Annotated in this window: 5 protein-coding genes; all 5 read left to right on the top strand. The window is 41.3% G+C overall.

The features are described from left to right. Positions 1 to 379: 379 nt before the first annotated feature. The 5 genes from V7K45_RS29130 (at position 380) to V7K45_RS29150 (ending at position 13,231) form a co-directional block, all read left to right on the top strand. The gene (locus tag V7K45_RS29130; RefSeq protein WP_335008857.1) at positions 380 to 3,055 is read left to right on the top strand and encodes an alkaline phosphatase family protein; all 2,676 of its coding nucleotides are present in this window, start codon (positions 380 to 382) and stop codon (positions 3,053 to 3,055) included. 736 nt (positions 3,056 to 3,791) lie between these two features. Further along, positions 3,792 to 5,819: a non-ribosomal peptide synthetase gene (locus V7K45_RS29135; RefSeq protein ID WP_335008859.1), complete on the top strand. Its 2,028-nt coding sequence runs from the start codon at positions 3,792 to 3,794 to the stop codon at positions 5,817 to 5,819. Between the two features lie 12 nt (positions 5,820 to 5,831). After that, positions 5,832 to 10,763 (top strand): aminotransferase class III-fold pyridoxal phosphate-dependent enzyme, encoded by a 4,932-nt coding sequence (locus V7K45_RS29140; protein WP_335008860.1) that lies wholly within the window; start codon positions 5,832 to 5,834, stop codon positions 10,761 to 10,763. An 82-nt stretch (positions 10,764 to 10,845) separates the two neighbouring features. Further along, the gene (locus tag V7K45_RS29145) at positions 10,846 to 11,844 is read left to right on the top strand and encodes a cupin-like domain-containing protein (protein WP_335008862.1); all 999 of its coding nucleotides are present in this window, start codon (positions 10,846 to 10,848) and stop codon (positions 11,842 to 11,844) included. 238 nt (positions 11,845 to 12,082) lie between these two features. Continuing rightward, complete coding sequence (locus V7K45_RS29150) at positions 12,083 to 13,231, top strand: acyltransferase family protein (protein ID WP_335008864.1); 1,149 nt, start codon at positions 12,083 to 12,085, stop codon at positions 13,229 to 13,231. Positions 13,232 to 13,264 lie beyond the last annotated feature (33 nt).

Genomic DNA, 13,264 nt, shown 5'->3' on the forward strand with positions numbered 1-13,264 from the left:
ACAGCTTAGATTCAACATCATTAATTAAGCTGTAGCGATTTTGCTAATGCGGGGGAATGATATTCCCTCGCTTTTTATATCTATGTCTGTAAAAATCCTTCTGCTTTTTGTCCAAAATCTTAACTTGTTTATAACTTTCCTTAAACATTGAACAACTATCTTTTGAGACAGTGACCAGAGTTACATTCATTTAATTGCCTCCACTGATTTATGTGGACACTAAGCATTTTGTCGCCAAATACTACTCAGGTTTCTGTAACCAAGAATTTTTCGCTTGGGTTGAGTGTAATTAATCGCTCATATAGACACACAATTGCTGCGTAGGCGTAGCCAGCCATAGGCATCGCTCGTAGCTCATAATACTTAAGGAGTAGTCGGCATGACTGATACAAATGGCAATGGTAGAAATGTCATTATTTTTGTTGCAGATGGATTGCGTAACGGTTCTGTAAACCCTATTGATACCCCAACTTTATATAGCATTCGTCAGCAGGGAGTTACTTTTGCCAATAGTCATTCGATCTTTCCGACATTTACTACGCCGAATGCTTCTGCGATCGCCACAGGGCATTATCTTGGTGATACAGGTGACTTTAGCAACACCATTTACACTGGTTTTCCTAGTCCTAATGCCAATGGTAGCGTCACACCATTCATCGAAAATGATGCGGTTTTGGGGGATATTGATGAAAAATTCCCCGGTAACAATTTTTTAGATGAAGAGTCACTTCTAGCTTACGCGCGATCGCAGGGTTTCAACACAGCAGCAGTTGGTAAATTAGGGCCAGTTGCGATCCAAGATGTTACCCAAGTTAACCGAGAAGGTGGTACTACAGGTACTATTCCTACTCCCGATACAATTATTATTGATGACACTACAAATGGTGCAACACCGCCGCCTACAGCCGCCGGTTCGCCTTCTGGTGTTCCACTCGATCCAGATATTGTCAATCGCTTACAAGCAGCTGGTCTAGATGTAAAACCGACACCGCGAGTCCAGCCAGCTGGTACTAACACAACTCCTGGCACCCTGAATGCCAATGTGGCTCAACAACAATACTTTGCAGATGCCACTACCAAAGTAATTTTACCCAAGTTTCAGGAAGACGGTAAACCATTCGCATTGGTGTATTGGTCAAGAGATCCCGATGGTACTCAACATAATCAAGGTGATAGCTTAAACACCTTGACACCAGGTATCAATGGCCCTACTTCAAAAGCTGGGGTGAAAAATGCTGATAATAATTTAAAACAGCTTCTTGACTATCTCAAGAGTACAGGCTTGGACAAGACTACTGATGTCTTTGTTACTTCCGACCACGGTTTTTCTACCATCAGCAAACAAGCTATTGATAGCCAAGGCACAAAAACTACAAGTTATGCTGCCACCCAAACATACGAGGGCGTAAATCCAGGGTTTCTCCCAGCAGGCTTTGTTGCGATTGATTTGGCTCACGATCTAGGCCTACCCTTATACGATCCTAACCCTACAACCCTTCCCCCAGACCTCAACAAGATCCAGTATGCAACTGTTGATGCTACAAAAGGTCAACGTCCTATTTCTGGGAATGGTGTAATTGGCGGTACAGGTGAGGTAATTAATGGCCAACTTGACCCAGGTACAAAGATCGTTGTAGCTGCCAATGGTGGTTCTGACTTGATTTATCTGCCCAATGGCAATGCTGACTTAGCCAAACAGGTAGTGAATTTGCTCTCGCAAAAGGACTACATCAGTGGTATTTTCGTAGACGATGCCTATGGAAATATTCCAGGTGCTTTACCTCTGAGTGCGATCGGGCTAAAAGGTGATGCTAAAACACCAGTTCCATCTATAGTTATCAACTTTAAAAGCTTTAGCACAGATCCAAGCAACCCAAACAACCCTCAAGCTCAGGTAGAGATTGCTGATACAACTTTACAGCAAGGACAGGGAATGCATGGCAGCTTTGGTCGAGGTGATACCTTCAATAACATGGAGGCTATTGGCCCCGACTTTAAACAAGGCTATGTGGACTATGCGCCCGTCAGTAATGCTGATGTAACGCCTACACTTGCTCGGATTCTAGGGTTAGATATTCCCAGTAATGGCGATTTGAAAGGTCGTGCCATTACAGAAGCCTTGGTGGGGGGCCCGGATGTAGTTCCCTCCGCTAAGGAAGTCTTGACTTCAGAAAAAACCACTAATGGTCAAGCAACAATTCTGGATTCTCAGAGTGTAGGCAATACTCACTACTTTACAGCCGCAGGGTTTGATAGTCGCACTGTTGGACTAACAACACTAGACCTTCAATTTAGTTCTAGCAGTAGTGATGATGTCACCCTTAAGGCAAATCAAACCTTATTTACAGGTGACGGAGCAGATTTTGTACAAGGTACTAAAGCTAACACAATCGTCACTGGAAGCGGTGATGACACGGTGGTAGTCGGTAGTGACTCCTCAGTGTCCACAGGAGACGGTAACGATCGAGTCTTAATTGGCGCAAATGGCCCTGCTAACAATACTACTGCCGATGGTGGTGCTGGTGATGACAAAGTTACCGTAGTCGAAGCCAATGGTAGTAATAATTTGTTTGGAGGCGCAGGTGCTGATACTCTTACAGTAGTTGAAGGTTCGCGTCAATTGTCCTTTGGTGGCTCAGGTAACGACACCCTCACCAGTAACGGTAGCAATAACCGTCTCTACGGTGGTTCCGGTGATGACAAGCTTTTCTCCAGTGTGAATGATTCACTATTTGGTGGCGATGGTGATGATGTGCTATTTGCTGGTCAAAAGGGTAGTAATACCCTGAGTGGTGGTACTGGTGCTGACCAGTTCTGGATTGCTAACGCCGGTCTGCCAACTAGTAAGAACATTGTGACTGATTTTGCGATCGGTATTGATAAAATCGGGCTGGGCGGGATTGGCGTCACTCAGTTTAGTGCTCTAACCCTATTGCAACAAGGTGCTGACACTATCGTAAAAATCGGAAATACAGAGTTGGCTTCATTACTACAAATTACATCAACTAACCTGACAGCAAATGACTTCGTTTTCTCCGCTAGTGTTGTGGCTTAGTCTGTTGGGCTAGTGGTACGCCAAGGCAACTTGGCGGGGTAAAGGGGAAGGAGAAAAGGGTTTAAATCCCTTACCCTTTTCACTTTAACCTTTACCCAACCTCCACCTAACATTTTTGGGTTGGCAGACTACTAGTGCAGCACGGCAGAAATAATTATCAGTTGAAACAGCGGTTTTCAATTACGTAGACTACAGCAAATAGTTGGTTATTATGGGGTGGGCATTGTAATGTCCACCCTATTCTCGTTTCGCTGGAGTCCAATCTACCTCGAAGAGTTTACATTACTTATCAGTTACTAAAATCGCAGTATTTTTTATTCTTCAAGGTATTAATTCTTCTTGTTATCTCAAAATAAGCCTGCGTACAGTTAATATTCCCATTGCAAACATCTCTAAAGTTTTAATTTTCAATGAAGATGTACTGAAACTAACTACGATTTTGAGGAAATAGGTCAGAATGAGAGAACTAAATCTTAGAGTCAGTGCCCTTTCACACAAATATTGTAAGATTGCGGCATAATTTTCTGTGAAATTAATCTTTTAATATAATTTAAAAGCTAACAATGTAACTATATATCCTACGTAAAAATACTAAAAAACGAACATATAAAAACGCTTTTACACTTTTTATTTTATCTGTTTATCTAAATACGGAAAATAAACATCTCATCTTAAATTGAAAGATACTCAATTCTTTGTTACTCATTGATATAAATATTTTTGCTTCAAGTTAAAAATGAAACTAATAACTAATTCATTGCTGCAAAATAAAAATGAATTACTGATGACTAATGGTCAAACTTCATCATCAGAAAACAACCTAGAACGAGATAATTTAACATTACCTATTTTGAAAGAATCTGAAAATAACCTACTAATAGAGTGGAATCATACTCAAACTGATTATCCTCAACAAGCGTCTATTCATCAGTTGTTTGAAGCACAAGTCGAGAAAACACCTGATGCTGTAGCACTAATTTTTAATAATCAGCATCTTACTTATAGAGATTTGAATAATCGTGCTAATCAACTAGCAAAATATCTACAATCACTAGGGGTAGGAACAGAAATTCTTGTAGGAATCTGCATAGAGCGCTCCTTAGAAATGGTTGTAGCACTCTTAGCTATTCTTAAAGCAGGTGGAGCTTATGTACCATTAGATCCAGGGTACCCACAAGAACGTTTAGCTTTCATGCTGTCAGATACACAGGTATCTGTACTACTAACTCAAAAAGAACTAGTTACCAAATTACCTACTCACGCAGCACTTGTAATTTGCCTAGATACAGATTGGAATACAATCGCCCTAAATAAAAAAGATAACTTAAGCACTAGTGTCACTGCTGATAACTTGGCTTATGTCATGTATACATCAGGTTCTACAGGTACACCCAAAGGTGTTAGCGTTATCCATCGTGGTGTAGTTAGGTTAGTCAAAGAAACTAATTATGCTCGCCTCACGCCTGAAGAAGTAATTCTGCAACTTGCTCCTATTTCCTTCGATGCTTCCACTTTTGAAATTTGGGGTTGTTTACTTAATGGTGGGCAACTAGTAATTTACCCTCCTAATACACCATCTTTAGAAGAATTAGAGCAGATTATTCAGCAATACCAAGTTACTACTCTTTGGCTGACAGCCGGTTTATTTCACCTGATAGTAGATGAAAAAATTGATGCTTTAAAATCCTTGCGTCAACTTTTAGCTGGTGGTGATGTCTTATCTGTTCCTCATGTGCAGAAGTTTCTCCAAACAGTAGAAAACTGTCAACTAATTAATGGTTATGGGCCAACTGAGAATACAACTTTTACCTGTTGCCATCCGATAACAGCACCACTACAACCAGATGTTTCGATTCCTATTGGTCGTCCAATTGCTAACACCCAAGTTTATATATTAGATAAAAACCTCCAATCAGTATCAATTGGAGAAGTTGGTGAATTGTACATTGGTGGTGATGGATTAGCTAGAGGCTATTTAAACCGCCCAGACTTAACTGCCGAAAAATTCATTACTCACTCATTTGATAACAATTTAGCAACGCGCCTTTACAAAACGGGAGATTTAGCTCGTTATCTTCCAGATGGAAATATTGAGTTCTTAGGTCGTATTGACAATCAGGTAAAAATTCGCGGTTTCCGAATTGAACTAGGGGAAATTGAGCGAGAAATTGCACAACATCCTGACGTTCGGGAAATTGTCGTCTTAGCTCGTCAGGATGAAGCCGGTGAAAAACAGTTAACGGCTTATATTGTTCCTCGCTATAACAGTGGATATACGCACAATAAATTACGTGATTTCTTACAACAGCGACTACCTAATTACATGGTGCCATCGGCATTTGTGATGTTAGAATCACTGCCTTTGACTGCAAATGGCAAAGTAGATAGACATAAATTGCCAGCACCAAGTAGAGAACGTCCGCAACTGGAACAAGCGTACATTGCTCCACAAACCGATTTAGAACGTCTGCTTGCAGGTATTTTATCCGAACTGCTCAAAATCGATCGCGTTGGGATTGATGATAATTTCTTTGATTTGGGAGCAACTTCAATCTCAATTCTCCAAGTTGCTGCGCGAATAAAACAGGAACTTAGTATTGAGCTACCTGCTGTGAAGCTATTTCAGTATTCAACAATTGGCTCTTTAGCAAACTATTTGCATTCAAACCAGAACAGCCAACCGTCTTCTGATAAGCTGCAAAATCGCGCCCAACGCCAACAAGCAGCTCGTGCTCGTCGCCGTAATCATCAACAAGGTGTTTAAGCAATGGTAAATATGCAAGCATCCGATAACCAAGATCCTAGTGATGGTGTTGCCATTATTGGCATGGTAGGAAGATTTCCTGGCGCTGGAAATGTCGATGAATTTTGGCGCAATCTGTGCGAGGGATTAGAATCAACGACTTTCTTTGAAGATGAAGAACTAGATCCTAGTATCGATCCGAACCTTTGCAAAGATCCTAGCTATGTAAAAGCTAGAGGGATAATTCCTGGGGGAGAAACCTTTGATGCCGCTTTCTTTGGCATTAATCCACTTGAAGCTGTGGTTATGGACCCACAGGCTAGAGTATTCCTAGAGTTGGTTTATGAAGCCCTAGAAAATGCTGGTTATGAATCAGAGTCTTTTGAAGGTTTGATTGGTTTATACGCTGGTTGTGGCCAAAATACTTATTTTGCTAACCATATTGCTGGACGTATGGAAATTGTCGATCGCATCGGTGAATTCCAAACGATGTTAGCCAATGAAAAAGACTTTTTAACCACCCGTGCTGCTTACAAACTCAACCTCAAAGGCCCAGCCGTCAGCGTCAATACAGCCTGTTCCACTTCTTTAGTCGCAGTCATTCAGGCTTGTCAAGCCTTAACCAGCTATCAGTGCGATTTGGCTTTGTCTGGTGGTGTATCTATGACTACACCTCAAAACAGTGGTTATGTGGCGCAAGAAGGCAGTATGCTCTCTGGAGATGGGCATTGTCGTCCCTTTGATGCCAGCGCTCAGGGTACGATGTTCAATAATGGCGCAGGAGTAGTTGTCCTCAAGCGTTTAGAAGATGCACTCAATGATGGCGATCGCATCTATGCTGTAATTCGAGGTTCTGGTATCAATAATGACGGCGCTGATAAGGTGAGCTTTACGGCTCCCAGTGTAGACGGACAAGCAGAGGCCATTGCAATGGCGCAAGCTTATGCCAATTTCCACCCAGAAACCATCTCTTATATTGAAGCTCACGGCACAGCTACACCTTTAGGCGACCCGATTGAAATTGAAGCGCTGGCGCAAGCATTCCGGGTGCATACAGATGCTAAACAATTTTGTGCGATCGGCTCTCTTAAAAGCAATGTCGGACATTTAGTTGCGGCAGCTGGAGTAGCAGGGTTAATTAAAACTGCTCTCGCTCTGCATTATAAAAAGATCCCACCTAGTTTAAATTTTGAGGCTCCCAATCCCAAGATTGACCTTGCCAACAGCCCCTTCTATGTAAATACCAAACTAGCTGAATGGTCGGAGGGTGAAACTCCGCGACGAGCAGGTGTGAGTTCTTTTGGTGTCGGCGGGACTAATGCTCATATTGTGCTAGAAGAAGCGCCACAAATCCAAAGTTCCGGATCTTCTCGCCCACAGCAGCTATTGTTGCTCTCGGCAAAAACTAGTGAAGCTTTAGAGGCTGCAACAGCGAATTTACAGCAGCATTTGCAGTACAATGCCGAAATTAATTTAGCTGATGTAGCTTATACCTTACAGCGAGGGCGCAAAGCTTTTAACTACCGACGCAGTATAGTTTGTCACGATATAACAGATGCGATCGCAGCCCTGCAATCTTTAGATTCAAATCAAGTAAATACTCGTCACATAGAAATCCGCAATCCAGCCGTTGTCTTCATGTTCCCCGGACAAGGATCGCAATATGTGAACATGGGACTGAATCTCTACAACCACGAACCTGTATTTCAGGAAGCAGTGGATGAATGTGCTGAAATGCTTAAGCCTTTGCTGGGCAAGGATTTACGAGAAATCATCTATCCAGCACCGAGCAATCGCGAAACTGCGGCTATCTCATTGCGACAAACCTGCTTTACCCAACCAGCATTATTTGTCATTGAATACGCTTTAGCGCAACTGTGGCAAAGTTGGGGAGTCAAGCCCCAAGCCATGATTGGTCACAGTATTGGTGAATTTGTCGCCGCCTGTATAGCGGGTGTATTTACCTTAGAAGATGCGCTGATGTTGGTGGCAACTCGCGGTCGCTTAATGTGGGAGTTACCAGCAGGGGCTATGCTCTCAGTGCGCCTACCAGCCAAAGAGGTAGAGCCGCGATTGAGTGCAGAACTAGCGATCGCTGCAATTAATGGCCCTTCTCTGTGTGTAGTTTCTGGTCCCATAGAGGCGATCGCATCTCTGCAAAAACAATTAGAAAGCGAAGAAGTTGTCTGTCGCCATTTACACACTTCCCACGCTTTCCATTCCCCAATGATGGATAGCATCATAGCCCCCTTTGCTGAGATAGTTGGGAAAGTTAAATTATTGCCACCCCAAATTCCCTTTGTATCCACAGTTACCGCCGACTGGATTACAGCCCAGCAAGCAACCGATCCGATGTATTGGGCTACACATCTACGTCAGACTGTGCGATTTGCAGAGGGCGTACAAACTCTATGGCAGCAGCCAGAACGCTTACTGTTAGAGGTGGGGCCGCGAATCACAACTACGACCTTAGCCCGCCAACAAGCGAAAGATATTAAACAACAGATAGCGATTCCTTCTCTGGGTGATAACTCCGAGAACGAAGCCGAATGGACGGCATTACTCAAGGCAGTAGGACAACTGTGGTTAGCAGGAGTATCTATTGACTGGAGCAACTTCTATCAAAGGGAAACGCGACAACGAATTCCTCTACCTACTTATCCCTTTGAACGTCAACGCTTCTGGATTGATCCTCCACCTCATCCCAATCGTGCAGCAACTCCCAAACTTTTAAATCCCCAATTATTAGAAAAGACCCAAATTATGACAACATCTCCTCAGCAAAAGCTTATTCCCCTGCTTAAAGAAATTATCGAAGAAACTTCAGGATTAGAAATTGCTAGTGCTGACGACTCGATAACATTTTTAGAAATGGGATTAGATTCCTTATCTCTAACACAAGTCGGGTTAGCGTTAAAGAAAAAATTTCAAGTCAAAGTCACACTTAGGCAGTTACTAGAAATTTACCCCAATTTAGGAACACTGGCCGACTTTATCAATTCAGCCTTGTCTCCCGAAACTTTATCCGCATTAGGATTAACAGAAACCATTGCAGATATCGTTCCAGAAGCCCCATTGCCAGAACCTGCACCTGTAACCACATCACCCACCTTGGTAGTTCATGAAGTTCATACAAATGGGTCAAATGGATCTGCACCTAAGATTTCCCTCCAACCTGCTGCATCTAGTAGCGTCCTAGAAGGTGTGATTAATCAGCAGCTACAAATTATGAGCCAGCAATTGGCGCTATTGGGTAATAGCAGTCAATCTGTAACAGTCCCAGTTGTACCTGCGGCGATATCTCAAAATAATGGCAATGGTGTCAAGCCACAAAATGCTGTATCTTCTATTCCCCCAACCCAAACCAGCAAAGAATCAGCATCAGTAGAAACAGAGTCAAATGGTGCTAAAAAGGCATTTGGTGCGGCTGCTCGAATTGAAAAGACCCAGACTAAAACTTTAACAGCGCAACAACGCACTCATCTAGACAAAATTATCCAAAGATATACAAAACGGACTCAAAAATCTAAAGAATATACTCAAACTCATCGCCCTTACTTAGCAGATCCCAGAACTGTTTCTGGGTTTAACCCGACGATGAAAGAGATGGTTTATCCCATCGTGGCGTCTCGTTCTTCAGGTTCTAAACTTTGGGATGTTGATGGTAATGAATATGTCGATTTAAGCAATGGCTTTGGGTTGAATTTATTTGGTTGGTCGCCACCTTTCATTACTGAGGCAATTGAAGCACAACTCAAACTCGGTATGGAAATTGGCCCGCAAACTCCCTTAGTTGGAGAAGTGGCAAAGCTGATGTGTGAGTTGACCAACTTTGACCGAGCAGCCTTTTGCAACACAGGTTCGGAAGCAGTGCTGGGAGCGATGCGGATGGCACGCACCATCACAGGGCGTAACTTGATTGCCATCTTTTCTGGAGCTTATCACGGGATTTTGGATGAAGTAATTGTTCGGGGTACAAAGAAACTCCGGTCAATTCCTGCTGCTCCTGGTATCCCACCCGAAATGGTAGAGAACATTTTGGTGGTGGACTATGATTCGCCTGAGTCTTTAGAAATCCTCAGAAGTCGGGCTGATGAGTTAGCAGCAGTGATGGTGGAATCTGTGCAAAGCCGTCGCCCTGAATACCAGCCTAAAGAATTCCTCCAGCAATTGCGCGATTTCACACAAGAAGCTGGTATTGCCCTGATTTTTGATGAAATCGTTACCGGATTCAGAATTCATCCAGGTGGCGCTCAGGCACATTTCGGTATCAAGGCGGACATAGCAACCTACGGTAAGATTGTGGGCGGTGGGCTACCAATTGGAGTCATTGCTGGCAAATCACAATATATGGATGCTTTAGATGGTGGGTTTTGGCAGTTTGGCGATGACTCTGTTCCTGAAGTAGGCGTGACTTACTTCGCCGGCACTTTCGTCCGCCATCCTTTAGCACTAGCAGCCGCCAAAGCAGTACTTCAGCATTTAAAACAGAGTGGCCCCAGCTTGCAGCAAAATCTCAATGCCAGAACCGATAAGTTTGTAGCGGAACTCATGGGCTATTTCCAGCAAGTTCAGGCTCCGTTTACAGCTTATAATTTCGGCTCCCTGTTCATGGTGAAGTCTTTACCAGAGTTTCCCTACGGAGATTTACTGTTTTACTTGCTGCGGGATAAGGGAGTGCATACTTGGGATCACCGTCCTTGCTTCTTGACGACAGCTCATTCCGAAGCCGATCTCGCTTTCGTAATGGCAGCCTTTAAAGAAAGTATTGCCGAAATGCAGTCTGCTGGCTTCTTGTCTGCACCGCCCATAGAAGTAACAAACCGCGAAACCAATAACAGTTTACGTAATCGTCCTCCGCAACCTAATGCCAAATTAGGACGAGATCCCCAAGGAAACCCCGCTTGGTATATCCCCGATACCGATCGTCCTGGGAAATATTTACAAGTTGCAAGTGTTTTCTGAAGTACTTTCAAAAATCAAGTGCATAGAAAGTGTAGTAAGCGTTAGTAATTTTTGCAAATAGTAAATACTCATCCATTTTTGTATGTCAGTTGATAATCTACTTGAACCGAATTTTATTAAGTCCGATCCGAAGCTTCCTGAACAAATCATTGAAACTGATGTTTCAAACTTTCGGGAAAACTTCAACTCTTCTCACTTCATGTTTTCGCATAATCTTGCAGGACATCCTTTATTTGAGATCCCCCGCTTAGTTGAGCTTGCAAATACTATGCTAAGTCAGGGTAGAACAAATAAAATCCAGTCTTATATTAGCAAAGTCCCTGTTGAGCAAAAATGGAATCAGCGACCTGGAGTCAAGCACATTAACGAGGCGATCGCACATATTGGTGAATCGGATTCTTGGGTCATGCTTGAAGATGTTCAAGTAGACCCAGAATATGCTGCCTTGGTCAACCAGATTCTAACTGAACTTGAAACCCTTACAGGTAAACCCCTTCGGAAGCAGATGACCTGGCTAGGTGCTTACATCTTTATTGGTTCCCCAAATTCTATTACACCTTACCATATCGATAGTGAGTTGAATTTCCTGTTTCAAATTCAGGGCGAGAAAGATATGAGCCTCTTCAATCAAAGCGATCGTTCTGTACTGAGCGAAGAGGAAATTGAAAAATTTTATGTAGGCGACCTGAATGTAGCAAATTATAGAGAGGAAAATCAGAGTAAAGCAAAGGTTTACCATTTGCAGCCAGGCAAGGGACTCCATCATCCGATATTGGCACCCCATTGGGCTAAAAATGGTAATAATGTCTCTGTGGCTTTAAGTATCCTATTTTATCTGCAACCTTACGATCTAAAAGCCAGAATATATCAATTCAACAGCTACTTACGCAGACTGGGATTAAAACCCACTCCACCAGATAAATCTGCTTTGAAAGATCGGCTCAAAATTTTTGCTCTAGGTCTTCTATCCGATCGCCAACCGAAAAATAAATTTATGATCCTGCGCTCTGGTGTATTAAGACTCAAATCTCTTGAGGGAAAGTTAAAGCAATTTATCAACAAGATTGTCAAAAAAATATAATTTTTTTCCAATGACTAATTATTAATTAGCCTGAATACTGAATCGGTGTTCTATAGCAATTCTAAATCATTTGTTAAATCGTTTATTTTAGACACTTCGCGTAGTTTTTTCATACAATAGTAAGCGTTTGTTACATCTTTTGTGTAGCCGACATAAATCAATTACACGTTTAGTTTAAAAACAATTTTTACAACTTAAATAGGATTGCTATAGATAGAAACTAAAACCAAAAATATCAATGTATAAACACATCAAATCGCTCACATCTTTACGCGGTATTGCAGCCTTGGTTGTTGTTATACACCATTTTTCTTACTACGGTTTACCAAAAACAGGTTCAACTTTGTCAGCCTATACTAATTTTTTTCAAAATGGATATTTATGGGTTGATTTTTTCTTTATTTTGAGTGGTTTTATCATGACCCACGTTTATGCAAAAACTTTTTGTTTAAAACTCAATTTAAAGAACTATCGTTCATATTTATTCTCGCGTTTTGCTAGAATTTATCCTCTGCATATATTTATTATTTCTCTATTTGTTGGATTAGAGGTTGTAAAATTACTTTTACTAAACACTTCTGCATTTACTGGTAAATTTAACTTAACGGCTCTTTTTTCCAATATTTTTCTTCTCCAAGCATTTGACATAAAATGTCCACCTTTGTTGTGGTGTAATACCTATTGGAATGAGCCAGCTTGGTCAATAAGTGTAGAGTTTTTTATCTACTCCATATTTCCAACTTTATTATTAATTTTATTAAAAAATAACTCCAAAATTGATTTGATAATTTATATTTCTACTCTTTTTTGCATATTATTATTAATCACTTTTACCCGTGGAAATTTAGATACTATTATTGGCATACCTTCGATAGCTAGATGTGGGCTAGAATGCATCCTTGGTATTATAACTTACAAAATTTATCATTATCATATAGGTAATTATAAAAAGTATTTCCATCTTAATTTTTTGGCAATTATAGCTATAACTTGGATAATTTTGATTATGCATTACTACTGGCATCATTTTCGTAATATTCATGATTGGCTAATTTTACCAGCTTTTTCTTTACTTATTTTAGCTGTATCCATCAATAATAATAGCGTAATATCAAAAATTTTAAATTCAGGTTTAATGCTATATATCGGGACTATATCTTACTCAATTTATATGGTTCATTGGTTTGTTCAAGAATTGTTAAAATTATTCTGGTTTTATAAATTTCACGACGTTTTTGGCAAAGAATTCACAGAATATCAATCGTTGACATCTTTAGGAGTATTTCTTATGATTGTCTTATTGGCTGCATCATTGACCTATAGATATGTAGAAGTACCGGCACGTAATTATTTAAAGTCTACAATCTTGGCTAAACAAGATATTTAAAGTCAGTAATCTAAAAAAGATTGAGATTTATCC

Source organism: Nostoc sp., from assembly GCF_036917375.1.
Classification (GTDB): domain Bacteria; phylum Cyanobacteriota; class Cyanobacteriia; order Cyanobacteriales; family Nostocaceae; genus Nostoc.